The organism is Streptomyces sp. NPDC058401, from assembly GCF_042722885.1.
Classification (GTDB): domain Bacteria; phylum Actinomycetota; class Actinomycetes; order Streptomycetales; family Streptomycetaceae; genus Streptomyces.
On sequence record NZ_JBHXKA010000004.1, the window covers coordinates 68,807 to 93,815 of the forward strand.

The 25,009-nt window shown below is 73.4% G+C and carries 24 protein-coding genes, 1 tRNA gene, 1 pseudogene and 1 riboswitch; of the genes and pseudogenes, 12 read left to right on the forward strand and 14 right to left on the reverse strand.

The genetic code is table 11. The features are described from left to right. The first annotated feature begins 58 nt into the window (after positions 1–58). Together ACFWNV_RS02560 and ACFWNV_RS02565 are read left to right on the forward strand one after the other, a co-directional pair. Complete coding sequence (locus ACFWNV_RS02560) at positions 59–1,693, forward strand: N,N-dimethylformamidase beta subunit family domain-containing protein (RefSeq protein WP_383939325.1); 1,635 nt, start codon at positions 59–61, stop codon at positions 1,691–1,693. A gap of 169 nt (positions 1,694–1,862) precedes the next feature. Further along, on the forward strand, positions 1,863–2,264 hold the full coding sequence (locus tag ACFWNV_RS02565; protein WP_383939328.1) for a VOC family protein: 402 nt from the start codon (positions 1,863–1,865) through the stop codon (positions 2,262–2,264). Here ACFWNV_RS02565 and ACFWNV_RS02570 read toward each other — a convergent pair. The 4 genes from ACFWNV_RS02570 to ACFWNV_RS02585 all read right to left on the reverse strand — a co-directional run bounded on the left by ACFWNV_RS02570 (position 2,242) and on the right by ACFWNV_RS02585 (position 6,272). Further along, positions 2,242–3,114, reverse strand: coding sequence for an ABC transporter ATP-binding protein (locus ACFWNV_RS02570; RefSeq protein WP_383939331.1), 873 nt, complete (start codon positions 3,112–3,114; stop codon positions 2,242–2,244). The genes ACFWNV_RS02565 and ACFWNV_RS02570 overlap by 23 nt on opposite strands. Beyond that, positions 3,111–4,166 carry a FecCD family ABC transporter permease gene (locus ACFWNV_RS02575; protein WP_383939333.1) on the reverse strand — a complete coding sequence of 352 codons (1,056 nt, stop codon included), beginning with the start codon at positions 4,164–4,166 and terminating at the stop codon, positions 3,111–3,113. The genes ACFWNV_RS02570 and ACFWNV_RS02575 overlap by 4 nt, the downstream gene beginning before the upstream one ends. Further along, complete coding sequence (locus tag ACFWNV_RS02580) at positions 4,163–5,155, reverse strand: ABC transporter substrate-binding protein (protein ID WP_383939336.1); 993 nt, start codon at positions 5,153–5,155, stop codon at positions 4,163–4,165. Before ACFWNV_RS02580 ends, ACFWNV_RS02575 begins: the two co-directional genes overlap by 4 nt. Positions 5,156–5,212: 57 nt before the next feature. Further along, positions 5,213–5,293, reverse strand: a riboswitch (cobalamin riboswitch). A 46-nt stretch (positions 5,294–5,339) separates the two neighbouring features. Beyond that, a complete protein-coding gene (locus tag ACFWNV_RS02585) occupies positions 5,340–6,272 on the reverse strand; it encodes a helix-turn-helix transcriptional regulator (RefSeq protein WP_383939339.1) in 933 nt (310 codons plus the stop codon). Positions 6,273–6,656: 384 nt separating this feature from the next. On the opposite strand from ACFWNV_RS02585, the gene ACFWNV_RS02590 reads away from it, so the two are divergent. Beyond that, a complete protein-coding gene (locus ACFWNV_RS02590; protein ID WP_383939342.1) occupies positions 6,657–7,103 on the forward strand; it encodes a hypothetical protein in 447 nt (148 codons plus the stop codon). 363 nt (positions 7,104–7,466) lie between these two features. On the opposite strand, the gene ACFWNV_RS02595 is transcribed toward ACFWNV_RS02590, so the two are convergent. The 3 genes from ACFWNV_RS02595 to ACFWNV_RS02605 all read right to left on the reverse strand — a co-directional run bounded on the left by ACFWNV_RS02595 (position 7,467) and on the right by ACFWNV_RS02605 (position 8,868). Next, positions 7,467–7,784, reverse strand: a complete 318-nt coding sequence (locus ACFWNV_RS02595) for a hypothetical protein (protein WP_383939345.1) — start codon at positions 7,782–7,784, stop codon at positions 7,467–7,469. Positions 7,785–8,006: 222 nt separating this feature from the next. Beyond that, positions 8,007–8,079, reverse strand: a tRNA-Trp gene (locus ACFWNV_RS02600). A gap of 54 nt (positions 8,080–8,133) precedes the next feature. Continuing rightward, on the reverse strand, positions 8,134–8,868 hold the full coding sequence (locus ACFWNV_RS02605) for an ankyrin repeat domain-containing protein (protein WP_383939348.1): 735 nt from the start codon (positions 8,866–8,868) through the stop codon (positions 8,134–8,136). Positions 8,869–8,981: 113 nt separating this feature from the next. Here ACFWNV_RS02605 and ACFWNV_RS02610 point away from each other — a divergent pair, with 113 nt between their 5' ends. The 5 genes from ACFWNV_RS02610 (at position 8,982) to ACFWNV_RS02630 (ending at position 14,508) form a co-directional block, all read left to right on the forward strand. Continuing rightward, positions 8,982–9,578 carry a hypothetical protein gene (locus ACFWNV_RS02610; protein ID WP_383939351.1) on the forward strand — a complete coding sequence of 199 codons (597 nt, stop codon included), beginning with the start codon at positions 8,982–8,984 and terminating at the stop codon, positions 9,576–9,578. A gap of 152 nt (positions 9,579–9,730) precedes the next feature. Beyond that, entirely contained in the window at positions 9,731–11,062 is a 1,332-nt protein-coding gene (locus ACFWNV_RS02615; protein WP_383939354.1) for a glycoside hydrolase family 18 protein, read from the forward strand. Between the two features lie 79 nt (positions 11,063–11,141). Further along, positions 11,142–12,389: a serpin family protein gene (locus ACFWNV_RS02620; RefSeq protein WP_383939357.1), complete on the forward strand. Its 1,248-nt coding sequence runs from the start codon at positions 11,142–11,144 to the stop codon at positions 12,387–12,389. Positions 12,390–12,427: 38 nt separating this feature from the next. Continuing rightward, a complete protein-coding gene (locus ACFWNV_RS02625) occupies positions 12,428–13,624 on the forward strand; it encodes a serpin family protein (protein WP_383939360.1) in 1,197 nt (398 codons plus the stop codon). Beyond that, positions 13,624–14,508, forward strand: a complete 885-nt coding sequence (locus tag ACFWNV_RS02630; protein WP_383939362.1) for an aldo/keto reductase — start codon at positions 13,624–13,626, stop codon at positions 14,506–14,508. Before ACFWNV_RS02625 ends, ACFWNV_RS02630 begins: the two co-directional genes overlap by 1 nt. A 45-nt stretch (positions 14,509–14,553) precedes the next feature. Here ACFWNV_RS02630 and manD read toward each other — a convergent pair whose 3' ends face one another. The 5 genes and pseudogenes from manD to ACFWNV_RS02655 all read right to left on the reverse strand — a co-directional run bounded on the left by manD (position 14,554) and on the right by ACFWNV_RS02655 (position 18,932). Continuing rightward, positions 14,554–15,768, reverse strand: a complete 1,215-nt coding sequence (gene manD, locus ACFWNV_RS02635; RefSeq protein ID WP_383939365.1) for a D-mannonate dehydratase ManD — start codon at positions 15,766–15,768, stop codon at positions 14,554–14,556. Between the two features lie 84 nt (positions 15,769–15,852). Then, entirely contained in the window at positions 15,853–16,476 is a 624-nt protein-coding gene (locus ACFWNV_RS02640) for an MFS transporter (protein WP_383939368.1), read from the reverse strand. Positions 16,477–16,612: 136 nt separating this feature from the next. Next, positions 16,613–17,245: pseudogene (locus ACFWNV_RS02645) on the reverse strand (MFS transporter); the annotation flags it as partial. Beyond that, complete coding sequence (locus tag ACFWNV_RS02650; protein WP_383939371.1) at positions 17,242–18,207, reverse strand: sugar kinase; 966 nt, start codon at positions 18,205–18,207, stop codon at positions 17,242–17,244. The pseudogene ACFWNV_RS02645 and the gene ACFWNV_RS02650, both read right to left, overlap by 4 nt. An 80-nt stretch (positions 18,208–18,287) precedes the next feature. Beyond that, positions 18,288–18,932 (reverse strand): bifunctional 4-hydroxy-2-oxoglutarate aldolase/2-dehydro-3-deoxy-phosphogluconate aldolase, encoded by a 645-nt coding sequence (locus ACFWNV_RS02655; protein ID WP_383939372.1) that lies wholly within the window; start codon positions 18,930–18,932, stop codon positions 18,288–18,290. 86 nt (positions 18,933–19,018) lie between these two features. Between ACFWNV_RS02655 and ACFWNV_RS02660 the strand changes: the two genes are divergently transcribed. Then, positions 19,019–19,819 carry an IclR family transcriptional regulator gene (locus ACFWNV_RS02660; RefSeq protein ID WP_383939375.1) on the forward strand — a complete coding sequence of 267 codons (801 nt, stop codon included), beginning with the start codon at positions 19,019–19,021 and terminating at the stop codon, positions 19,817–19,819. A gap of 2 nt (positions 19,820–19,821) precedes the next feature. Here ACFWNV_RS02660 and ACFWNV_RS02665 read toward each other — a convergent pair whose 3' ends face one another. Continuing rightward, positions 19,822–21,945 carry a tetratricopeptide repeat protein gene (locus ACFWNV_RS02665; RefSeq protein ID WP_383939378.1) on the reverse strand — a complete coding sequence of 708 codons (2,124 nt, stop codon included), beginning with the start codon at positions 21,943–21,945 and terminating at the stop codon, positions 19,822–19,824. A gap of 89 nt (positions 21,946–22,034) precedes the next feature. Beyond that, the gene (locus ACFWNV_RS02670) at positions 22,035–23,078 is read right to left on the reverse strand and encodes a S66 peptidase family protein (RefSeq protein ID WP_383939381.1); all 1,044 of its coding nucleotides are present in this window, start codon (positions 23,076–23,078) and stop codon (positions 22,035–22,037) included. 98 nt (positions 23,079–23,176) lie between these two features. Between ACFWNV_RS02670 and ACFWNV_RS02675 the strand changes: the two genes are divergently transcribed. Genes ACFWNV_RS02675 through ACFWNV_RS02685 form a run of 3 tightly spaced genes read left to right on the forward strand, consistent with a single transcriptional unit; the run spans position 23,177 to position 24,977 of the window. After that, complete coding sequence (locus tag ACFWNV_RS02675; protein ID WP_383939383.1) at positions 23,177–23,953, forward strand: alpha/beta fold hydrolase; 777 nt, start codon at positions 23,177–23,179, stop codon at positions 23,951–23,953. Positions 23,954–24,004: 51 nt separating this feature from the next. After that, complete coding sequence (locus ACFWNV_RS02680; RefSeq protein WP_383939386.1) at positions 24,005–24,562, forward strand: helix-turn-helix domain-containing protein; 558 nt, start codon at positions 24,005–24,007, stop codon at positions 24,560–24,562. After that, positions 24,555–24,977 carry a DUF4180 domain-containing protein gene (locus ACFWNV_RS02685; RefSeq protein ID WP_383939389.1) on the forward strand — a complete coding sequence of 141 codons (423 nt, stop codon included), beginning with the start codon at positions 24,555–24,557 and terminating at the stop codon, positions 24,975–24,977. The genes ACFWNV_RS02680 and ACFWNV_RS02685 overlap by 8 nt, the downstream gene beginning before the upstream one ends. Positions 24,978–25,009: the final 32 nt, after the last annotated feature.

Below are 25,009 nucleotides of genomic sequence, written 5' to 3' on the forward strand. Positions count from 1 at the left end.
CCCGGACGCCCGCGGGGCGGTAGAAGCGGAGCCCACAGGGTGACATAGCGTGACCTGCATGGATCAGGAGCACATATCCGGGGACGGCGAAGGCGCGGGCAGGCGGCGGTTCCTCGCCCTGGCGACGGGGGCGGCCGCCACCGCCGCCGGGCTGGGGGCCGTGGCCGGCTGCGCGAACGGGGGCACCGGGAAACCGGACAGGGCGGACGGGGCGGGCTCCGGCGGGACCCCGGAGCCGTCCGGCTCGCCGCAGCAGAAGGAGGGCGCCCACGGCTTCGACGTCCGGGCCGAGAACGCCCGCCCGGGGAACGCCGACTGGCAGGTCGCCAAGGCCGGCCCGGCCCGCGCCATCGAGGGCTTCGCCGACCGGGTCAGCGTCCTGCCCGGCGAGTCCTTCGGCCTGCACGTCTCCACCACCGCACCCCGGTTCACCGTCTCCGCCTACCGCATGGGCTGGTACGGCGGCGCCCGGGCCCGGCTGGTCTGGCACTCCGAGGCCCTGCCCGGGGTGCGCCAGCCCGACCACACGGTGGAGGCCTCGACGCGTACGGTCCGCACCCGGTGGGCCCGTAGCACCACCGTCGAGACCAAGGACTGGCCCGAGGGCTGCTACCTGCTGCGCCTCGACGCGCAGGGCGGCGAGGGCCAGCGGTTCGTCCCCGTCACCGTGCGGTCCGCCGCCACGGCCGGACGTACCGTCGTGGTCAACGCGGTGGCGACCTGGCAGGCGTACAACCGCTGGGGAGGCTACGGCAGTTACGACGGCCCCAGCGGCGGATACGCCTCGCGCTCGCTCGCCGTGACCTTCGACCGGCCCTACGAGTACGACGACGGCGCGGGCCTCTTCCTCGTGTACGAGGCTCCGCTGCTCGCGCTCGCCGAGCGGCTCGGCATCCCCCTGGCGTACACGACGACCACCGACCTGGCCCGGGAGAAGCGACTGCTGGAGGGGGCCGCGGCGGTCCTCTCCCTCGGACACGACGAGTACTGGTCGCCCGAGCAGCGCGCGCACGTCACGGCGGCCCGGGACGCGGGCACCAACGTCGCGATCCTGGGAGCGAACTGCTGCTACCGCCGGATCCGGCTGGAAGCCTCAGAGCTCGGGCCGGACCGCACGGTGGTCTGCTACAAGTCCTCCTACGAGCAGGATCCCGGCTTCAAGCGCGGCCACCCCGCCACCGTCGACTTCCGTTCCCCGCCGGGCGCCGATCCGGAGAGCTCGCTGCTCGGCGTGATCTACGACGGCTACCCGGTGGACGCCCCGTACGTGGTGACCAACCCGGGCCACTGGCTCTTCGAGGGCACCGGCGCGAAGGCCGGCGACAGCTTCCCGCACCTGGTCGGCGTGGAGTACGACAAGGTCAACACCGGTTTCACCACCCCGCGCCCGATCGAGATCCTGGCCCACTCCCCCGTGGTCTGCGACGGCCGGCCCAGCCACCAGGACACGGCGTACTACACGACCCCGAGCGGCGCCGCAGTCTTCGCGACGGGGACGATGCGCTGGGTGGAGGCCCTCGACGCGAAGGGCGACGGCCGCAGCGGAGCCAACCACGGCCTGGACGCACGCGCGGGCGCCCTGACCACCCGGGTGACGGAGAACCTGCTCCGCGCCTTCGCGGCCGGCCCGGCGGGACGGACGCATCCGGCGCAGGACAACGTGAAGGCGGTGTACGGGGGTCCGGGCGCGTGAGGCTCACGGCGCGCGAGGCCCGGCACTGTGCGGGAGGAGTCCACTGCGCCCGAACTCACTGGACTCCTCCCGCGAGGCCTGTTTAGGATCATGTCGCGGCATCGCGTGTCGGTCACCGTCCGGGTGAGGCATGGAGGTGCCGGGACGTGCCTTTCGGAGGCATCCACTCATGACGGTCCAGCTCAACCACACGATCATCTTCTCCCGTGACCACCGGGAGTCGGCCGAATTCCTGGCGTACTTCCTCGGCCTGGAGGTCGGAGCCCCCTGGGGCCCCTTCATCCCCGTCGAGACCGGCAACGGCGTCACCCTCGACTTCGCGACCATCGCCGCCGAGTCCATCACCCCGCAGCACTACGCGTTCCTCGTTTCCGAGGCCGAGTTCGACGAGGCCTTCGAGAAGATCAAGCGGGCGAAGATCACCTACTTCGGCGACCCGCACGGCCGGCACCCCGGCGAGATCAACCACAACGACGGCGGCCGCGGCGTCTACTTCCAGGACCCCTCGGGCCACGGCATGGAACTGATCACCGTCCCGTACGGCGGTTTCAAGGCCGGGCCGGCTCAGTAGCGGACCCGTCCTCCGGGAGGTAGACGATGTGCGGCACACCCGTCGTCGGATGGGTGCCGATACGGGTGCGCACCCCGTAGACCTCGGCCAGGAGCTCGTCCGTCAGCACCTCCGCCGGGGTGCCGGAGGCCGCCACCCGCCCGCCCGCCAGGACGTACAGCCGGTCGCAGTACATCGCGGCCAGGTTGAGGTCGTGCAGGACCAGCAGGGAGGTGGCCGGCAGGGTGCGGACCAGGCCGAGGATCTCCAGCTGGTAGCGGATGTCCAGGTGGTTGGTCGGTTCGTCCAGGGCGAGCAGTCCGGGGTCCTGGACGAGGGCGCGGGCCACCAGGGCGCGCTGGCGTTCGCCGCCCGAGAGCCCGTCGAAGCGGCGGTCCGCGAGGGCCGCCGCGCCGACGGTGTCCAGGGCCCGCGCCACGCGGCGTACGTCCTCGGGTCCGTCCTGCTCCCAGAACCGTTTGTGCGGGCTGCGACCCATGGCGACCACCTCGCGCACGGTCAGCCCGAAGGTGCCGGTCGCGTCCTGGGGCACCACCGCCACCCGCCGGGCGCGGTCCTTCACACCCAGCGAGGCCGCGTCCGCGCCGTCCAGCAGGACGCGCCCGCCGGTCGGGCGCAGGGCGCCGTAGACGCAGCGCAGCAGTGTCGTCTTGCCGCTGCCGTTGGGGCCGACGACTCCGACCGTCTCCCCGGGGCGGGCGCCGAGGTCGATCCCGTGCAGCAGCGGCTGCCCGTCGATCTCGTAGCGCAGGCCCTCGACGGCGAGTTCCGCGGCCTTGGCTGCTTCTCCTGACGTGGCCGGCCCCTGCACCGCCCCTGCTGCCGGATGTTCCGGCCGTCCCGCCGTCATCCCACGACACCTTCGGTACGGGTGGACCTGCGCAGCATCCACAGGAAGAACGGCCCTCCGACGAGCGCGGTGACCACGCCCACCGGGATCTCCTCCGGCGCGGCGGCGGTACGGGCGATCAGGTCGGCCAGGGTCAGGAAGACCGCCCCGCCCAGCGCGGCCACCGGCAGCAGCGCCCGGTGCCCGGCGCCGACGACCATCCGGGCGGCGTGCGGGACCATCAGCCCCACGAAGCCGATCGCCCCGCTGTAGGCCACCAGTACGCCGATGACGAGCGAGGTCAGCACGAACACGGCGGCCCGGAACCGGCCCGTGTCCAGGCCGAGCGTCTGGGCGCCCTCCTCCCCGGCGAGCAGCAGGTCGAGCGGCCGGGCCAGGGCGACGAGCAGCCCGGTGCCCAGGAGCAGGGCCCCGGTGGGCAGGGCCAGTTCGCTCCAGCGCGCCCCGCCGAGCCCGCCGAGGGTCCAGAACAGCACGCTTCGGATCTGATCGGGGTGCGCCGCCAGGACCAGGACCAGGCTGGTCAGGGCGGACAGCACGTACTGGACGGCGACTCCGGCGAGGATCAGCCGGCCGGTGGTCATGGTGCCGCCGCGCCGGGCCATGGCGTAGACGGTGACGAGCGCGCCCATCGACCCGGCGAAGGCGGCGAGCGGTACGGCGGTCCCGCCCGCGAAGCCGAGGAACCCGGCGCCGAAGACGATCACCAGCACCGCCCCGGTCGAGGCCCCGGAGGAGGCTCCGAGCAGGAACGGGTCGGCGAGCGGATTGCGTACGAGGGCCTGGAGCACGGCGCCCGCGACGGCGAGGCCCGCACCGACGACGGCCCCGAGCAGGACGCGCGGCATGCGGACGTCCCACAAGATCGCCCCGAAGGCGCCCGTTCCGGCTCGGGTCCCCGGTCCTGCGAGCACGATGTCGAGCACCTGGCCGGGAGGGATCCGTACCGGTCCCAGGGCCAGCCCCGCCAGGGCCGACGCGGCCAGGGCGGCGGCGAGCAGGGCCAGTACGACGGGTGTACGGGTGGACGCGCGGGCGGCCCGGAGCCTCACGCGGCGTCGGGGTGGAGCTGGCCGCCCAGCGATTCGACGGCGTCGGCGACGCGTACGCCGAGCACGGCGGAGGACAGCGGCAGCACGACGAACCGCTGGTTCTTGACCGCGGGGACCTGCGCCAGCGCCGGGTCGTTCAGCAGGCGCTGCTTCTTGGCTTCGACGGTGGTGCCGCCGTAGTCGTAGATGAGGACGACCTCGGGCCCCCGCTCGATGACCTTCTCCCACGACACGTCGCCGAAGGTGTCGTCGAGGTCGGCGAACACGTTCGTCCCGCCCGCCAGCGAGACGATCTCGTTGCCGATGCCCTTGCCGCCCGAGGTGAAGGCGGAGGCCTCGCCCGAGTCGTAGACGAAGACGGCGGGCTTGGCCTTGTCCTTCACGCGCGCGCCGACCGCCTCGATGCGGCGCTGTTCGTCCGCGACGAGCCGCTCACCGCGCTCGGGCACGCCGAAGGTCCGAGCGACCTCGGTGATCTCGGTCCTGAGCTGGTCCAGGCCGACCTTGCCCTCGGTGCAGTACTCCACGCTGAGACGGGAGTTGATGCCGGACTTCGCGAGCCCCTCGCGGTCGCGGCCCTGCGCCTTGTCGAAGGAGCTGGAGTAACCCCCGTACACGAAGTCGGGGTTGGCGCCGAGGAGGATCTCCTTGGAAGGGTACTCCTTCGCCAGCACCTTGATCTTGTCGTACGCGGGCCGGTAGGCGGGCAGTACGGCGTCGTCCAGGTAGGCCGTCCCGACCGTCTTCCCCTCCAGCCCGAGGGCCAGCAGGATCTCGGTGGCGTGCTGGTTCATCGCGACCGCGCGCTGCGGCGGCGCCTGATAGGTGCTGGTGACACCGCAGTTGGTGACCGTGTACGGGAATCCGGGCGCGGCGCCCGCCGCCGGCTTCGCGTCCTGCGCCGCGGGCGATCCTGCGCACGCGGCCAGCGGTATCAGGAGGGGGACGGGCAGGAGCGCGCGCAGCAGCGCACGGGGGTACGAAGACATGGTGGAGCCTCTCCGGGGGATCCGCGTCCCCAGGTCGAACCGGAAGAGGCGGTGCGTCAGTGTCTGACTCCCGGGGCCCCGCACGGGGGTGTCCGGTCACAGTGGCGGGACCGCACCGGATTCGCACCGGTTTCCTGTCCTGCACCGCCTGGATAACCCGGCCCAGTGTGCCAGAAGGACGACGTCAGCGCGGCGCGCGCACCGCGTCGACCACCCGGGAGGCAAGGGTCCGCAGCGCCTCGTCGGAGGGGGATCCCGGCTCGGCCGTATAGAGGTAGAGGGTCTGGCCGGGATCGTCCGGGAAGGCGAGGGACTCGTATTCCAGGGCCAGTTCACCGACGAGGGGATGCCGGAAGCGCTTGGTCCCGTGGGTGTGTTCGAGCACATCGTGTCCGGCCCACCAACGCCGGAAGTCCCCGTCGAGCGTGCTCAGTTCCTCGACGAGCGGGCTCAGCGCGGGATCGTACGGGTGCCGGCCCGCGTAGAACCGCAGCGCGGCGACGGCTCCGCGCGCGGCGCCCTCCCAGTCCGCGAAGAGCCCGCGGGCGGCGGGGTCGAGGAAGAGGAACCGCGCCAGATTGCGGCCGCCCCGGCCGGACGTGCCCGCCCGCGGCACGCCGAAGTCGGCGTACAGGGCCTCGGCGAGCCGGTTCGCGGCCAGCACCTCGAGCCGGCGCCCCATGATCATCGCCGGGGTGCCGTCCTCCAGGGCGCCCAGCACCCGGTACAGCCCCGCCCGGACCCGCTGCGGGCCGGCGGCCTCCGCGGAACCGGGCGCGCCGACCGCGGCCCTGGCGGCGCGCCCGGCCCCGGGAGCCCGCTGCGGCCGGGCCAGGTCGAAGAGGTGGGACCGCTCGGTGGCATCGAGCCGCAGCGCCCGGGCCACGGCGTCGAGGACCTCGTCGGACACGTGCAGGGTGCGGCCCTGCTCCAGCCGGGTGTAGTAGTCGACGCTGACCCCCGCGAGCTGCGCGACCTCTTCCCGCCGAAGCCCGGGCACCCGCCGCCTCCCCGGATGGGCGGCGGCCCCCACCTCCTCGGGACCGATCCGGGCGCGCCGGGAACGCAGGAACTCCCGCAGGTCGGACCGGGGCTCACGCCCCGCGGTGGCGGTCATCCCCCCAGGCTAGGCGCTCCCCCGCATTCCTCGGGCACATCCACACCGGTCCCGGCCACACGGGGCCGCTCCTGCGGGGCGGGTGCGGGTGCGGCTACGGCTACGGCTGCGGCTGCGGCTGCGGCTGCGGCTGCGGCTGCGGCTGCGGCTGCGGCTGCGGCTACGGCTACGGCTACGGCTACGGCTACGGGCTACGGCTACGGGCTACGGGCTACGGGCTACGGGCTACGGCTACGGCTACGGCTACGGCTACGGCTACGGCTACGGCTACGGCTACGGCTACGGCTACGGCTACGGCTACGGCTACGGGCCGCGGGGCTCCGCGTCTGTCACAGCCCGGTCACAGCGCCCCCACGGGCCCCGGCCCCGGGCCACCATGACCCGATGCGCAGACACCACGCGATCATCGCCCTCACCGGCGTCGGAATCCTCGCCCTCTCCGGCTGCGGCAGCGATTCCGACGCACCGGCCCCCACCACGCCCTCCACCTCGACCGTGCCGAGCGCCGATCCGAGCGGCAGGCCCAGCGCCGACCCCACCGCGGCCCGCCCCGACAGCGGCCTCCCGCCGAGCCCCGCACCCGCGCAGCGCGCCGCCTACCTGGCCGCACTGAACGCGATCGACCCCGAGATCGTCAACGGCCAGGACGACAAGGCCGTCTCGCGCGGCCTCGACCAGTGTCAGTCGATGAAGGGCGAGAAGGACCCGACCAAGCGGGTGGCGGGCGCGAACCAGCGCTTCATCGGCCCCAACCACCCCAACGGCTTCGGCCCCGTCAAGTCCACCCTGATCGTCGCAGCCACCCAGACCAACCTCTGCCCGACCTACTGAACCGCCCCGAAGACTCGATCCCCCAGCGGTCTGGAGCCATGCCCCGGAGTACCCGGCTCCATTGGGCATCTGCCGTTCCCCTGCTCGTCCGGTTCACCGAGGCGCCCCCAGACCATGAGCGACGAGGTCCCACGGACCCACCCGCCTGGGGCCACCCGGACGACCACCGGGATCCCCGCGCCCAGCGGCACGGGGGCCCCGGCCGGAACGCGGCAAGGGCCGCGAGGAACTGTTCGCCCAGTCCGGCGCCCGGCTGATGCACCGCGGCGAGGAACTCCACGGTTCGGCGCGCGAGTCCCGTGGCGATCACGACCGCGGCCACCCGGAGCGAGGCTGCCGCCACGGAGGGAACCGCACCGCTCGTCAGCAGCGGTAGCCGTGGGGCACCTGGAGGAGAGCCACAAAGATCCACACCATGACCGCGCTGCCGACCGTGCCACCCAACAGGGCAACCGCGAGGTTCCACCGCCCCCGCCCCACGTACCTGATGAGCACCCCCCACCACACCGCAGCGATGACCGAGAGCAGGGCTCCGTAGAAGATCAGCGCGAGCCCGTTGGCCGCGCCGTTGACTCCTACGCCGCACGCCCGCCAGCCGCCCGCCAGCAGTACCGACCCGAGCACACCGACCGCCGGCCCCGCTACGAGCGCGACCGCGCAGCCCCACCGCGACTCCGTCACTTCCGGTTCCGGCTCTGCGGAACATTCTCCCCGTCACCCTGCACGTGCTCCACCTCGTCCATCCCGTCGTCGATCCCCCGGCGGAGCCGGTCTCCGGTGGCGGCAGTACGGCCACGCCGAGGGGATGTGGACTCTCAGTGGACTCCGAACACGGAGAAGCCCCCCGACCGCGATCGGACGGGGGGCTAAAAAAACAGGGCTTTCAGCTGCTACTTCGTCTTGCAGGGGTGGCAGGGCTCGAACCTACGACAACCGGTTTTGGAGACCGGTGCTCTACCAACTGAGCTACACCCCTTCGGTGAGACCAACCATGTCATGGCGCACGCCGAAGATCCACTGAATTCGGTGATCAAACTCGAGGAATTTCGTCCCGCGTGCGAGCGCCTGCGGACGTGAGCCAGTCGAGGAGCGGTCCGTCTTCGCTGGTCAGGGCGATGTCCAGTGGGGTCAGTCCGCCGTGGCCCGGTTTGTTGAGGTCCGCTCCTTGAGACAACAGGTATTGAGCCGTGGACAGTTGACCCCCGTGGCACGCCCCCCAGAAGGCGCTGGCGATGTCCTCGGGTTCCGCCCCCGCGGCTACGGAGACCTCTACCACGGCGAGCAGGCCGAGGGTGGCCGCGTCGTGGAGGGTAGGGCGGGCTCCGAGTTCGAGGAGTCTGCGGGCCGCGTTCCACTGCCCGAAGCCGGTCGCGTCGGTCAGGGGAGCGCCGCCGCCGAGGACCGAGCCCGGGGCTTCTATGTCGGCCCCTGCCTCGACCAGGGCGTCGATCGCGGTGACGTCGTCGTTGCTCGCGGCCCAGTGCAGCGGGGTTTCCCGGTGCGAGCCGACGAAGCGGGCTCCCGGGTCGGCTCCGGCGGCGGCGAGGGTGCGGATGACCTCCGCGGTCCGCGGGTAGTGGCCGGGCCAGTCCACGGCGATGTGCAGCAGGCTGCGCTCGCCGGCCGCCTCGCCCCGCTTCACGATCCGGCCCCCGGCCAGCCCGGGGTGCGCGGCCAGCAGCCGACGGAGTCCGTCCAGGTCACCGCCCCGGATCGCGGCCGTGACGGCTACGGCGAGCGGGTCGTCCGAGGCGAGAGTGAGCATGCGGCCCAGCCTACGAGGCCCGGCTGCCCGGGGTCCCGTCTGCGCGGCCGGCGTGCGGGTCGCGGGGCCCGTCCCCGTGGAGGATCGTGGAGGGAGTGGAGAGTGGTGCGGCCGTGTCCGGTTCCGCCCGGCCGGGGCCCGGTCGGCCGGGCCCCGCCGAGCGGCGCCGCCCGCGCACGCTCGCCGCCCTGAGCGCGCTGACCGTGCTGACCGCGGCCCTGCTCATCGGGCCCGCGCCTCCGGTTTCCGGCGCCGGGCCCGGCCCGGACGCCTCCGGTCAGACCGTCTCCCTCACCGGATCTGCCCCCGGAGAGCGGCTCGACGTAACCCTCACGCGGGTGGCGGACCCCGCCGACCCCGCCGACGCCTCCACCCCGGCGGGCCCCTCGCCGGGCGGTGCGGACCGGCTGGTTTCCGTAGAGCTGCGTCTGGAGAACACCGGGACGGCCGTGTACGAGGATTCCCCGGCCGCCGCCACGCATCTGCTGGACTCCGAGGGGCACCGGTTCGCCGGCCTGGGCAGTTCGACCGAGGCCGGCAGCAAGGCCGAAGCCGGTGCCGCCTTCCCCGGCACCGTCACCCTCGACCCCGGGTCCGCGGCGACCGGCTCCGTCGTCTTCCGGCTGCCGCGGGGCGCCGGCCTCGCCGCGGTGCAGTTCGCCCTCGACGGCGGCCTCGGCGACGACGTCGCCCAGTGGAGCCTGCCTTGATGCTCTGATCCCCTGATCCCCACCCTCCCGGACTCCCGTCCGTTCGTACCGAGTTGCCCCGCCCCCTTGACCCGCTGTGGTCCAGACCAATAGTTTCCGCATGCACAGCGCACGCTCCCCGGCACCACTCACCGCATCCGCAAAGGAAGCCCATGCGCCGCAGCATGCTCGGCAGGCTGGCAGTCGCCGCCTGCTCCCTCTCCCTGCTGACCGCCTTCGCCCCCGCCCACGACGGCTCCGGCCATGAGGGCTCCGGGCACGGCCGCTCGTACAAGAAGGTCGGCTACTTCACCCAATGGGGCGTCTACGGACGGGACTTCCAGGTCCAGGACCTCGAGAAGAACGGCAGCGCGAGCAAGCTCACGCACATCAACTACGCCTTCGGCAACATCAGCGCGGAAGGCAAGTGCTTCACCGGCAACATCCCCGGTGAGGCCGACGCCTGGGCCGACTACGTCCGCCCGCTCGACGCCGAGAACTCGGTGGACGGTGTCGCCGACGACTGGGTGCAGCCGCTCGCCGGCAACTTCAACCAGCTCCGCGAGCTCAAGGCCAAGCACCCCGGCCTCAAGGTCCTTCTCTCCCTTGGCGGTTGGAGCTGGTCCACGCACTTCTCGGACGCCGCGCTCACCCCGGCCTCGCGCAAGGCCCTGGTCTCCTCCTGCATCGACCTGTACATCAAGGGCAACCTCCCGCAGGACGGCAGCCGCGGCGGCGCGGGTTCGGCCGCCGGGATCTTCGACGGGTTCGACATCGACTGGGAGTGGCCGGGCTCGTCGGGCGATACCGACACCACCTACCGCCCCGAGGACAAGAAGAACTTCACCGCCCTGGTGAGCGAGTTCCGCACGCAGCTCGACGACTACGCCCGCAGCCAGAAGCGGAAGGCGAAGTACGAGCTGTCCGCCTTCGTGCCGACCGCCCCCGCCAAGATCGACGCGGGCTTCGACGTCCGCCGGATCATGCGCGACCTCGACTTCGTGACCCTCCAGGGCTACGACTTCCACGTCTCCGGGGAGGCGACCACCGCCCAGCAGTCCGCGCTCTACGCGAGGAACGACTTCAGCGTCGACGGCACCGTGGACGCCTGGGAGCGGCGCGGCGCGCCCGCGAACAAGCTCGTGATGGGCATGCCGTTCTACGGGCAGGGCTGGACCGGCGTCAGCGGCGGCGGGGACGGCATGGGGCAGCCCGCGACCGGTCCGGCGCCGGCCGCCTGGGCCAACGGGTACGCGGACTACAAGGAGCTCAAGCAGCTTGCGGCGTCCGGTACTTACAAGCTCCACCGGGACCGCCGCAACGGCAGCGCCTGGCTGTTCGACGGCACCACCCTGTGGACGTACGACGACCCGCAGGTGCTGCGCACCAAGACCCGGTACATCCGCGAGGAGGGCCTCGGCGGCGCGATGTTCTGGTCGCTCGACGCGGACACCGCCGACGGTGAGCTGATGACCGCGGTCGACGAGGGCCTGCGCGGCCACTGACGGCCCCGCCCCCGAACAGCGCCGCCGGGCCGAGGAAATCGACCCGTCCCGGCGGCGCACCAACCCTTACGCTCCCCGCATGAAGACGCAGACGGTACGCGCGGTCAACGCGCTCACCTCCCGCTGGGCCGGACACGCGGCGGACGGCACGGGCACGGTGTTCACGGCCGCCGGGGTCTGGCCGCTGCTGGCCCTGCTCGCCGACGGCGCCGCGGGGCCCGCCCGCAGCGAGCTGGAAGAGGCCCTCGGCATATCCGCCGGCACCGCGGCCGGGGCGGCCCGGGAGTTGCTGGCCTCGCTGGACGGCGTACGGGGACTGCGCGCCGCGACCGGCCTGTGGACGCGGCGGGACCTCCCCCTGGAGGCGGCCTGGTCGGACCGGCTCCCCGCCGGGACCCGTGGCACGCTCACCGGCGACGAGGACACCGACCGCAAGGCGCTCGACGCCTGGGCCGCCGACCGCACCGGCGGCCTCGTCGAGAAGATGCCGGTCCCCGTCACCGACGGAACGCTCTTCGTGCTCGCCTCGGCGCTGGCACTGCGACTGCGGTGGATCCAGCCCTTCACTCCCTGGCCGACCTGGATCGACGAAGGCCCTTGGGCCGCAGGATCCGTAGGGACGGTGCAGGGGCTGAGCCGTAGTACGGCCCTGCTGGACCGGGCCCGCGTGGCGCATGCGCCGACGGGTCCGGTGACCCTGCTGGAGGTGGTGGGCAACGGCGGCGTGGACGTCCACCTCGTCCTGGGCGAGCCGCAGGCCCGGCCGGGCCAGACCCTCCGGGCCGGTATCGCGGCCGTCACCCGGGCGATCCCCTCCACGGGGGCGAGCCTGCTCCCCGAGGGGAATCCGGGGCCCGGCCTGCGCATCGACCAGGTGCCGTCCGTCGACCGCCAACCGTGGCTGAGCATCGCGACCGTGGCCTTCGAGGTGCAGGCCGAGCACGATCTCCTCGCCTCCGCCGGGCTGTTCGGGCTGAGGAGCGCCTCGGACGCGCGGACCGGACACTTCCCCGGCATCAGCCGCCGGCCCCTGGCCGTCGGTTCGGCGCGGCAGTCGGCCGTGGCGCGCTTCCACGCCGAGGGCTTCGAGGCGGCGGCCGTGACCGCGATCGGCGCGGTCGGCGCCGGCGCACCCCGCTTCAAGTACCGCGTCCGCCGGGCCCAGGTCGCCTTCCACCGCCCCTTCGGCTTCCTCGCCGTCCACCGGACCTCCCGCCTCGTCCTCGCCGCGGGCTGGGTGGCCGAGCCCCTCGCCTACGTGGAGCAGGACCACTCCGCCGCCGAAGAGGAGGAGTGGGCGAAGGCTGATGCCGAGGGCTGGAGTTGAATCGGTGCCGCTCCTCCTCGCGTCGTACGCTCCGTTCTATGGACAACGCGACGGTGGAGGCGGTCAACCGCCTGACGGCACGGTGGGCTGCGCGCTGGTCGGCGCAGTCCGCGGACGCGGCCGAGGGCACGGTGTTCACCGCCGCTGGGGTCTGGCCGCTGCTGGCCCTGCTCGCCGACGGCGCCGACGGCCCGGCCCGCGGCGAGCTGGAAGAGGCCCTCGGCATACCCGCCGGCACCGCGGCCGGGGCGGCCGGGGAGTTGCTGGCCTCGCTGGACGGCGTACGGGGACTGCGCGCCGCGACCGGACTGTGGACGCGGCGGGACCTTCCGCTGGAGGCGGGCTGGTCCGGCCGGCTCCCCGCCGGGGCCCGGGCCGTCCTCAGCGGTGACGAGAACACCGACCGCAAGGCGCTCGACGCCTGGGCCGCCGATCGCACCGGCGGCCTCGTCGAGAGGATGCCGGTCGAGGCCGGGCCGGGGGCCGACCTGGTCCTGGCCTCCGCGCTCGCGCTGCACCTGACCTGGGAGCAGCCCTTCGCCGAGCGGCCGGTGCGGTCCGCGCACGGCCCGTGGGGCGGGCGTTCCCTGCGCGGGCTGGCCCTCACCCACGCCTTCCCCGAGCGGGTCCGAGTGGCCCGGGGGCCCGCCGGCCCCGTCACCCTGCTCCGCGTCCCGGGCGCGCCCGGCGCCCGCGGAGTGGACGTGCACCTGGTGCTCGGTGAGCCCGGGGCGGCGCCCGGTGACGTACTGACGGCCGGGATCTCCGAGGTCACCGGCGCGCTCGCCTCCTCGACCGCAGGGGAGCTTCCCGACGGCGGGGCGGGGCCCGGGCTGTCGCTGCGCACCGTGGACTCGGCCCGTCCCGGGCCCGTGGTCCGGGTGGGCACGGTGGCCTTCGACATCCGCGCCGAGCACGATCTGCTGGCGCACGCCGCACTGTTCGGGCTCGCCTCCGCGGCCGCCCGTCCCGGTCACTTCCCGGGCGTCTCCGCCGTCCCGCTGGCGGTCGGCTCCGCCCGTCAGTCGGCCGTGGCCCGCTTCCACGCGGAGGGGTTCGAGGCGGCGGCCGTCACCGCCGTGGGCATGTCCCGCGGTGCCGCGAGGGTGCGGTCGTACCGGGTCCGGGAGGCCGCGTTCGAGGTGGACCGGCCCTTCGGCTTCCTCGCCGTCGACCGGGAGTCCGGTCTCGTGCTGTTCGCGGGCTGGATCGCCGACCCCGCTACCCTCACCTGATGAGTTCCGACAAGATCAACGCCGCCGACTCCGGCACCTGGCTCCTCGGCGACCTCCCGGTCCGCCGCATCGGGTTCGGCGCGATGCGCCTCACGCACCTCGCCGACGGCTCCCCCAGCGACCGCGACCGGGTGACCGGGGTGCTGAGGCGGGCCGTCGAACTGGGCGTCAACCACATCGACACGGCCGCCTTCTACTTCTCCCCGACCCGCTCCGCCAACGAGCTCATCAACCGGGCCCTCGCCCCGTACGGCGACGAGCTGGTCATCACCACCAAGGTCGGGCCGGGCCGCGATGCCGCCGGCGCGTGGTGGTGGGCGACGCCCGGGCAGCTGCGCGGGCAGGTGGAGGAGAACCTGCGCCAGCTCGGCCGCGACCACCTGGACGTGGTCAACCTGCGCGTCCCGCGCCAGGCGACGACCGGTTCGATCGCCGAGCACTTCGGGGCGCTCGCCGAGCTGCGCACGGCCGGGCTGATCAGGCACCTGGGCGTGTCCAACGCCCGGCCGGACCACCTCGCCGAGGCGCTGGCCATCGCGCCCGTGGTCTGCGTGCAGAACGCGTACGGGATCGGTTCGCCGGCCGAGGAGCACGCCTTCCTCGACGCGTGCGGCGAGCAGGGCATCGCCTTCGTCCCCTTCTTCGCGATCGCGGGCGCGGGCAAGGAGGCCGGCGGGGTCACCGAGGAGGGCCCGGCGGTACGCGATCTCGCGCGGGCCCACGGCGTGTCCCCGGCCCAGCTCCGGCTGGCGTGGACCCTGAGCCGGGGCGCGCACGTCCTCGCCATTCCGGGCACCGGGAACCCGGAGCACCTGGCCGAGAACGTGGCCGCCGGGGCGCTGCGGCTGACCGCCGAGGAGACGGCCCTGCTCGCAGCCCCGTAGCTCCGCGGTCTCGTTGCCCCGTAGCCCCCGGTGCGCCGGGGCCGGCTACCAGTCGTGGACGGAGCCGTCCGCGAGGGTGTTGACCGGCAGGTACTTGCGCTCGTACGGGAAGCGGGCCGCGGCCTCCTCGTCGAACTCGACGCCGATCCCGGGGGCGTCGCCGGGGTGCATGAGGCCGTCCTCGAAGGTCCAGGAGGTGGTGAACACCTCCTGGTAGGGCGGCAGGTGCTCCATGTACTCCTGCATCCCGAAGTTCTGAACGGAGAGGTCCACGTGCAGGGCGGCGGCGAAGGAGACCGGCGAGAGGTCGCCGGCGCCGTGGGAGCCGGAGCGGATGCCGTAGAGCTCGGCGAGCGAGAATATCTTGCGGAGGTGGCTGATCCCGCCCGCGTGGGAGACCGAGGTGCGGATGTAGTCGATCAGCCGCTCGGTGATCAAGTGCTGGCAGTCCCAGATGGAGTTGAAGATCTCGCCGACGGCCAGCGGGGTGGTGGTGTGCTGCCGGATGAGGCGGAAGGCCTCCTGGTCCTCGGCCGGGGTCGGGTCCTCGATCCAGAACATCCTGAAGGGTTCCAGGGACTTGCCCAGGTGTGCGGCCTCGATGGGGGTCAGCCGGTGGTGCACGTCGTGCAGGAGGTGGAAGTCGTAGCCGAACTCCTCCCGTACGGCGGCCATGTACCGGGGCACCCAGTCCAGGTACTTGCCGGTGTCCCAGCACTCCTCCGAGGGCAGTTCCCCGTCGGCCGGCTCGTAGGTGTTCCCGTCTCCCTTGCGCATGCCGTAGACCTTGGCGACGCCGGGCACGGCCGCCTGGGCCCGGACGGCGCGGAAGCCGCGGTCGCGGAACTTCGCGACGTCGTCGAGGAGTTGGGGGATGTCGTTGCCGCTGGCGTGGCCGTAGACGGTGACCCCGTCGCGGGCGGCGCCGCCGAGGAGCTGGTAGACGGGGAGACCGGCGACCTTGCCCTTGATGTCCCACAGGGCCACGTCGACCGCGGCGATGGCGGTCATGGTGACGGGGCCGCGCCGCCAGTAGGCGCCCTTGTAGAGGTACTGCCAGATCCGCTCGATGGCCGCCGGGTCCTTGCCGATGAGCAGCGGGCAGACGTGGTCCTCCAGGTAGGAGGCGACGGACAGTTCGCGGCCGTTGAGGGTGGCGTCGCCGATGCCGGTGACCCCGTCGGAGGTGGTGATCTTGAGGGTGACGTAGTTGCGGCCGGGGCTGCTGACGATGACCTTGGCTTCGACGATCGTGCTCATGGCGGGTTCTGCCTCGCTTCTTCGAGAGGGGGAAGGGGGGGGGTGGGGGCGGGGGGTTGGGGGCGGGGGTCGGTCGGGGGCGGTTCAGGAGGAGGGGACCGGGAGCGGCTCGACCTTCTTGATCACCAGGCCGTACGAGAGGGCGCCGACGACGGCGAGGGCTCCGGAGAGGGCCAGGGCGAACATGAAGGACCCGGTGGCCGCGACGATCGCGCCGGTGATGATCGGGCCGACGAAGCCGGCGATGTTGGAGGCGAAGTTCTGGATGCCGGCGAGGGAGGAGACCTGGCCGGGCTCGGGGGCGACGTCGGCGGGCAGCGAGGCCACCGAGGCGCCGGCGAAGGCGAGCGAGGCGCAGCAGACGGAGAGCAGTGCGATCATGCCGGCCGCGTTCTCGACGAAGACGGCGGGGGCGATGGCGGAGGCTCCGGTCATGCCCGCCACCAGGCAGGTCTTGCGGGCCCGGTTGACGGACCAGCCGCGCTTGAGGAGGGAGTCGGCCACCGCTCCGCCGCCGAGGCTGCCGCCGATGGCGACGAATCCGGGGATCATTCCGAAGATGCCGAGTTCGGCGAGGTTGAAGCCGCGGTCCTTGACGAGGAAGGCGGGGAACCAGGTGATGAAGAAGAAGTTGCTGTAGTTGAGGCAGAAGAAGCCGATCATCATGCCCCAGACCGTGCGGTACCGGAACAGCTGACTCCACTTCACCTTGGAGACCGCGGTGCTGCCGTCCCTCGTTCACGTCCTCCAGGCGCGCCCCGCCCTTGCGGATGTAGTCGAGTTCCGCCGCCGTGGCCTTCGGGTGGTCCTGCGGGTCGTGGTAGGCCTTCCACCAGAGCAGGACCCAGCCGATCGCGAGCGCGCCCGCGACGTAGAAGGCCATGCGCCAGCCCGCCCAGGCGATGAGCGCCGTGATGATCGGGAGCGAGATGACCGCGCCGATCCGGGAGCCGGAGTCCCAGATCGCATTGCCCATCGTGCGCTCGTGCTTCGGGAACCAGCGGGAGACCACCTTGGCCGAGGCCGGGTAGGCGCTGGCCTCGCCGACGCCGAGGCCGAGCCGGGCGAGGACCAGCTCGACCGGTCCGCGGACCAGGCCGGTGAGCACGGTGACCGAGCCCCAGATGACGGCGCCGATCGCGAAGACGGGCTTCACGCCGTACTTGTCGATCAGCTTTCCGGCGGGGAGCTGGCAGAAGGCGTACCCGGCGAAGAACACGCCGAGCAGCAGGCCCTGGGTGGCCTCGCTGATGTGCAGGTCGTCACCCATGAACGGGAGCGCCACGCTGAGGGTGGTGCGGTCCATGTAGTTGAAGACGAAGGCCAGGGAGCACAGGCCCGTCATGTACCAGCGCAGGTTGTTCTTGCGGCCCTTGGGGCGGGGCGGCAGTGCGCCCGGCGCCGTCTCCGCGCTTCCCCTTCCCTCGGCCCGCACGGTCGTCGGGGTGGCAGCGTCCTTGCTGTCCACAGTGCTCATGTCGTCGCCTGTCCTGTGCCGAGGAGGTGGTCGCGGTGGGCGGCCGCCAGGGCGGCCGTTTCGGTGAAATCGGGGATGCGTCCGGTGCCGCCGCGGCCGGACACGGAGAGGGAGGCGGCCGCCATCGCGTACGCGACGGAGTCCGCGAGGCTGTCGCCCAGCGCGAGCCGGGCGGTGGCGGTGCCGGTGAAGCAGTCCCCGGCGCCGGTGGCGTCGACCGGGTCGGGGTTGACGGGGACCGGGAGGTACGCCGCCTGCGCGCCGTCGTCCAGGAGCAGCCGGTCGGCGCCCGCGGTGACCGCGACGGTACGGGCGCCCAGGGCCCGGTAGCGGGCGGCGGCCTCGGCCGGGTCGTCGGTGGCGACCATGGCCAGTGCGTCGGCCGGGCAGGAGGTCTTCAGCAGCCCGGCCAGCGGGGCGATGCGGGCCAGGAGGGTGCGCGCCTCCTCCCGACTGGTGAGCCGGGAGCGGAAGTTGGGGTCGTAGGAGAGGTGCCCGCCGGCTTCGTGCACGGTCGCGGCGGCGAGCAGGACGGCTTCGCGGCTGCTCGGCGACAGGGCGCCGGCGATGCCGCTGGTGATGAGGGCCTTGGAGCCGGTCAGCAACTCCCGCCAGGACTCGACGTGTTCCACCGAGAGGGTGGAACCGGCGCTGGCGGTGCGCCAGTACACGAACTCGCGGTCACCCTCGGTGTCGGCGCAGAGCAGGTAGGCGCCGTTCGGGCGCGGGGAGCGGCGTACGTGGGAAACGTCCACGCCCAGTTCGGCGGCGCGGGCCAGCAGCGGGACGCTCAGCTCGTCCTCGCCGACGACGGCGAGCAGGGCGGTGCGGGCTCCGGCGGCGACGGCGGCGGCCGCGGCGTTGAGGGCGTCCCCGGAGAAGGAGACGCGGGCGGAGGTGCCGTCGGCGGCGTCCCGCAGGGCCGTCTCGGCGTGGATCTCGACGAGGACCTCGCCGAGCACGAGGACGTCATACCCCTGCCCCCCGGAAGCGGGCCCGCCCTCACGCCCGGCCCCGGACCCGACCCCGGCCCCGGCCCCGCTCACGCCCGGACCTCCGCGCCCGCGCAGTGGCCGCAGCAGGGCTGGGCGAGGTCGGCGAAGACGGCGGCCAGTTCGCCCGGGTCGGCGGGCAGGCCGCTGCCTATCCCGACGGCGGCGGCCCCGGCGGCGAGCCAGTCGCGGACCTCGCCCGGCGCGATCCCGCCGGTCGGGATGATCAGGGCTTCGGGGAGCACGGCCTTGAGGGAGCGGATGAACTGCGGGCCGCCCACGTGGGCCGGGAACACCTTCGCCGCGCCGCCGGAGCGGACGGCGGCGGCGATCTCCCCCGGGGTGAAGCCGCCCTCGATGAAGACGGCCCCGCGCTCGTCGGCGACCTCGCGGACCTCGGGGTCCGGGTAGGGCGAGATGAGGAAGGCGGCGCCCGCGTCGAGCGCGGTCCGCGCGGCCGCGGCGGTGGTGACGGTGCCGACTCCGATGAGGGCGGGCCGGCCCTGCGCGTCGGTGAGCGGCACGGTACGGGCCACGGCCTCGGCCCAGCCGGGGGTGGAGGTGGTGAGTTCGACGGCGCGGCAGCCGGCGGCGAGCAGGGCGGTGGTGTGGCGGACGGCCTCGTCCGCGTCGGCGTTGCGCAGGACCGGCAGCAGGCGCTGCGCGGTGATGGCCGCATACGGGTGACAGGACAAAGGACCCTCCATTTGTTCCACGTACTGGAACTTGGTATCGTGTAACGGAACTTCTGATGCAGACCATACCCATCTCTGGAGATCCCTTGTCCACGGACGAAAGGCCCGAGAACGCAGAGGCCGAAAGCACTTCCCGCGGCGGCCGGACCTCCGCCGCGGGTACGGCGCTGGAGAAGTCGATGCGGATCCTGGAGGCCGTGGCCGCCCCCGGCGGCCCGCACCGGCTCACCGATGTCGTGGCGGCGGCGGCCGTGCCGAAGTCGAGCACCTTCCGCATCCTGGCCTCGCTGATCGAGCAGGGCTTCGTACGCTCCGAGGGCGAGAGCCGCTACGGCGTCGGACCCCGGCTGCGCGGGCTGTCCGCCCTGGTCACCGGCGGGGAGCCGGCCAGCATCGAGCGGATCCTGCGGGACCTGCAGGAGGCCACCGGTCAGGCGGTCCACCTCGCCCTGCACAGCGGGGAGACCATCACCTACATCCGGAAACTGGAGAGCGAGCAGCCCTTCCAGACCGCCTCGCGGGTCGGCATGCGGATGCCGCTGCACACGACCGCGATCGGCAAGAGCATCCTGGCCCACCTGCCCGGGGCCGAGGCCCGCGAGCTGGTCGCCTCGGCCGGGCTGCCGCGCCGCACGCCGAACACGCTCACGACACCGCAGGCCCTGGAGGCCGAGCTGGAGGCCGTACGGGAGCGCGGGTTCGCCCTGGACGACGAGGAGAACGAGGCGACCATCCGCTGCATCGGCGCCGCGATCCTCGACCCCCGGGGCCGCCCGATCGGCGGAGTCAGCATCACCACCGTCACGTTCCTGGTCTCCCGCACCGAGATCGAGGCCTACGCCCCCTCCCTGCTCGCGGCCACCCGGGCACTGGCGCCGCTGCTGTAGGCCTAGGGCATCCGGGCGTGGCCACCGGCCCGGGTGAGCAGTTCCCGGGCCGTCCGCAGGTGCCGGTGGCCCGGTTCCAGGACGGATCCGGCCCGGGCCAGGGCTTCGGTCAGCACCGCGGCCGCCTCGGGGGCCCGGTCCCGGGCCAGCAGGGCTCGGGCCCATTCCAGGCGGGAGTAGAACACGTGCGGGTGGTCCTCGCCGAGCACCCTGGTCCGGTCGGCGGTGAGTTCCGCCCAGGCCTCGACTGCCTCGGCGGTGCGGCCCGCGCGGGCGGCGAGCGAGGCCATGCTGCTCCGGACCGCGAGCGTGTGCGGGTCGTCGGGCCCGATCCCCTCGGCCTCCTCGGCTTCCGCGAGCAGCTGCCCCAACTCTGCTTCCGCAGCAGCTGGTTCCCCGGCCCGGAACCAGATCAGGCTGCGCCGGGTCGCCAGCACCTGGGGATGCCCGACGCCCTGGACCCGTAGGCGGTCGGCCAGCAGCAGGTCCAACTGCCGGGCGGCCGACCGGTGATCACCGCCCTCGCCGGTGAAGTAGGCCAGCTGGTGCCGGGCCGCCAGGGTGTCCGGATGGTCGGGCCCCAGCACCTCGGCGACATCCGCGAGCAGCTCCGCGAACTGGGCCGCGGCAGCCCTGTGATTCCCTGACTCCCCTACAAAGAAGGCCAGTTGATGCCTGGCTGCCAGGGTGTCGGGATGCCTGGGCCCGAGCCGGCCGGCCCGCCTGCGGGCGATCCCGGCGAGGTCGGCGGCGGCCCGGCGCGGCTTGCCTGAGTCCCCGACGGCTATGGCCAGCGGCAGTTCGGCGCCGGGGACCCCGCCGCGCGAGGCCAGGGCGAGGGCCTCGACGGCCCGCGCGAGGCGGCCGTCCTGATGGGCGACGAGCCCCATGTCGTAGGCGTCGGCGGGCTCCACCAGGGGCAGCAGCCCGCGCCACAGGTGGTCGGGCACGGGGGCGTTGCCCGGCGCGTTCAACAGGTAGTCGAACGCGGTGAATCCGGCCCCGAAGTTCCCGATGAGCAGCCCGCTCGTGGCGTACGCGGCGGCGCAGGCCCAGTCCATCGCCTCCGCGAACGGCTCCGGCTGGAGGTCCCCGCCGCCCCGGGCCGCCAGATAGGGGGCGTGCAGCTCGCGCAGCCATGCACGGCTCACGGGTCGGCGCAGTCCGGCCCGGCGGCAGTCCACCGCCGCCGCGACCACGGCGGCGCCGCGCGGATTGGCGCCCTGGGCCCAGGCGTTCTCCCAGGCCGCCAGGAGTTCCGGGCCGGCCGCCAACACCTCGGCGACCCCGAACCGTTCGCCCGCGCGCAGTGCGGCCCCGATGCGCGGATCGCCCCGGTGGGCGGCGGCCCGGCCGCGTTCCGACGCGGACCAGTGCCGGGGCAGTCTGATGACGGCCGCCTGGTGGAGCAGGTCGCGCTGGGCCCGCCAGGCGTCCCGGTCGGAGCCGGTGAGTCTGCTCTCCTCCCGGGCGTCGTAGCGCCGGTACTCCTGGACCCGCATCGTCGCGATGACCACCGTCGTTCGCAGGGAGGCCAGTTGGGCGGCGCCGAGGCCGCCCGCGCCGAGGTAGTCCTCCAGATCGTCCAGCCACAGCACGGCGCGGCGCCGCCTCGCGGCGATGCGTACCGCTTCGGGCAGTGCGGCGCGGGTGAGCGGGCGGACGAAGGCGTGCCGGGGATAGCGGCTGCGGGCCACCTCGTAGGCGAGCCGGGTCTTGCCCGCCGTGGACTCCCCCACCACGAGGATGAAGCGGCTCCGCTCCAGGGCGGCGCGCAGCCCCGGTTCGGCGTCGCGCCGGATGTACGCGGGCGGGGCCGCGGGGGCCTCGGCCGGGTGGGCTCCGGCCAGTTCGGGGCGGTCCACGTGGCGCAGCAGCGGGATCCGGCCCGCCGCCGTACGGAGCACCTCCCCGGCGGCCCCGGGGTCAGGACCCTCCGCGGAAGGCCTCATCCGCTCGGCGGCGAGTCCGGCCAGCGTGGTGACGGCCGCGCCGATCCCGGCGGCCCAGGGCCCCGAGGTCCACACCGCCGCCAGCGCCACCGCACCTGCTCCGAGCCCTACCGAACCGAGGTATCCGGCCCAGCCCCGCGCCCGGCCGGATCCCCTCAAGAGCAACGCCGACATGCCGCCCCCAACACGTCCCGTGGGAGCCCCATTGTCACCCCGGACCCGCCCGAGGTAACCCCAACGGGGCTACCTCGGGCGGATGTTCGTCAGTACGTGACGAGGATGCGGCGGGCCGGGCCGTCCACCCGGACCCGGCCCCCGACGGGGATCACGAGCTGCGGGTCGGTGTGCCCGAGGTCCACGTCGAAGACGGCCATGGTGCCGGGGGCGTACTCCCCGAGGGCCCGCAGGACCGCCTCGCGCTGCTCGGCGCGGTAGCGCTCCCGCTCCTCGGCATCGAAGCGCTTCTCGAAGGACCAGCTCTTCGCCCGGCCCATCAGCAGGGCGGGGAACTGTCGCAGCAGTCCGCGCTCCCCCATGCTGCGCAGGATCCAGTAGACGTCATGGGCCCGGGGCATGTCCTCCGAGGTCTCCAGGAAGAGCACCCCGCCGGCGTACTCCTCGACGGGCCGCACCGCACGGTCGGCCATCAGCAGCCAGGAGATGATCTCCAGGTTGCCGCCCCAGCTGTTGCCCTCGACCACCCGGTCGGCGTTGTGCCAGGTCCAGCCGCCGGCGGGCTCCATGGCGGGTTCGGCGTCGAAGGTGCGCGGGTCGTCCCAGGGGCCGTTGACGTCCCCGCTTGCGCCGGCGGCGGTCAGCTCGTACTCGCCCGAGGTGAACAGGGCCGCCCGCAGGGACTCGGCCGTGAGCGGGTTCATGGCGCCGGGCCGTCCGAGCTCGACCATCACCGAGCCGCCGTGGTAGGCGACCAGCCCGAGGTCCCGCAGGTGCAGGAGCAGGTTGGTGTTGTCGCTGTAGCCGAAGAACGGCTTGGGGTGGGCGCGCAGGAGCTCGGCGTCGAGGTGCGGGAGCACCGTGATCTGGTCGTCGCCGCCGATGCTGGCGATCACCGCCTTGATCGCGGGGTCGGCGAAGGCGGCGTGCAGGTCGGCGGCCCGCTCCCGCGGCGTCGCGCCCGCCTTCCGGGTGCTCGGGTACTCCACCGGCTCCAGTCCGAACTCCTCCCGGAGCCGGCGCAGTCCCAGCTCGTAGGGGTGCGGGAAGAGGGCGGGCAGACCGGCCGACGGGGAGAGCACCGCGACGCGGTCTCCGGGGCGGGGCTTGGCGGGGTAGCGGGGATCCGTCATCCGGTGATCCTAGGAGCATGCCCGGGCCCGGCCGAAGCGGGTTTTCCGGGGCGCCCCCGCACCTCCCGGCGGTACGGCGCCGTGATCGAATCGGGGGCATGACCATCGAGTTGATCCACGTTCCCGGCGGAGGCCGCATCTCGGCGGAGAAGGCCGGGGACGGCCCTCCGCTCGTCCTGCTCCACGGATCGGTCCACGACGGCCGCGTGTGGAACCGTGTCTTCGCCGGGCTGGCCCGGCACCGCACCGTGGTCCGCTACGACGCCAGGGGCCACGGCCGCTCCACGCTTCCGACCGGGCCCTTCCGCTACGAGGACGACCTGCTGGCGGTCCTGGACCGGTTCGGCTTCCGGACCGCGGGACTCGCCGGCCTGAGCATGGGCGGCGAGGTCGCGCTCGACTTCACCCTGGAGCACCCCGAGCGGGTCCGGTCGCTGACGCTGATCGCGGCGTCCGCCGGTGGGCACGAATGGCCCCGGAGCCCCGGGACGGACGCGTACGCCGCGGCCCGCCGCGGATCGGTCGGCAGCCGCATCGCCGAGCTGGAGCTCGGGCTCTGGGCGGGCCTGGGCGACCGGGCGCCCGGTTACGAGGTCATCGAGCCCATGGTGCGGGAGAACGCCGAAGCCTGGGCCGCCGCGGAGAAGGGGCACGCCCTCGACCCCGACGCGCCCGCGGTCGGCCGGCTGGACCGGATCGGGGTTCCGACGGCCATCGTCGTCGGCGATCACGACCACCCCGAGATCGGCGTCATCGCAGGCCGTCTCGCCGACGGCATCCCCGGCGCGCGCCGGGAGGTGGTGGCGGGCGCCGATCACTACCTGCCCCTGCGGGCCCCCGAGCGACTCCTCGACATCCTCCTCCGGATTCCCTAACCTTCCGCATCATTCCCTATTCATACTCACCTAAGGGTAGGATCCGGAAGCATGAGTGACGAAGGACGTGAGCTGTACTCGGTCGGCGAGGTCGCCGAGCTGCTCGGGCTGCACGTGCGCACCGTCCGGAACTACGTGCGCGACGGCCGGCTCAAGGCCGTCCGGATCGGCAAGCAGTACCGGATCAGCCGGGCGGACTTCGAGGCCCTCACGAGCCTCCCCGCCCCGGCCGACGAGGAGGCTCCTGCCGGTGGGGAGGCTCCCGCCGGCGGTGAGGCCCCGCGGCGGCATCTGGAGGTGTCGAGCATCGTGCAGATCGACGCGATCGGCCCCGACGCGGCGAACCGGCTCGCCAACCTCGTCACGGCGAGCGCGCAGTCCCCGCGGGACACCCCGGCCACGCTGCGCGTCCAGACGGTCTACGACAAGGAGAGGGCCCGCATGAAGATCGTGATCCTCGGCGACGCCGCCACCACCGCCGATCTGCTGCACCTGGTCGACGGGGTGCTCGGGCCGGGCAACGGCATGGGGAACGCCCTGGACCACGACACCGGCCACGGCCACGACACCGGCACCGCCACCGCCACGGGGGCGGCGCACCGTGGCTGACCTCCTCGTGGAACACCACGGCATACCGGTCCTGGTCTGCGCCGCCGACGGCCCGCCCGTCGCCACCGAGCAGGACGCCCTCGACCAGCTGATCGGCGGGGCCTTCTACCGCACCGACATCGTCGCCGTCCCGGTGGAACGCCTGGACGCCGGCTTCTTCGACCTGCGCAGCGGGCTCGCCGGGGCGATCATGCAGAAGTTCGTGAACTACCGGGTCCGCCTGGTGGTCGTGGGCGATCTCGCACACCACCTGGAGGCGAGCGGGGCCCTGCGCGATCTCGTACGGGAGTCGAACGAGGGGCGCCACATCTGGTTCCTGCCCGATCTCGACGCGCTGGCCGCCCGCCTCGCCCCGGCCCGGGAAGCGGGGCCGGCCGGTCCGGATTCCGCATCCGCGGAACCGGTCGGCGGATAACCGTTATCGAAGTCCCCCTCGACGGTCTCCCA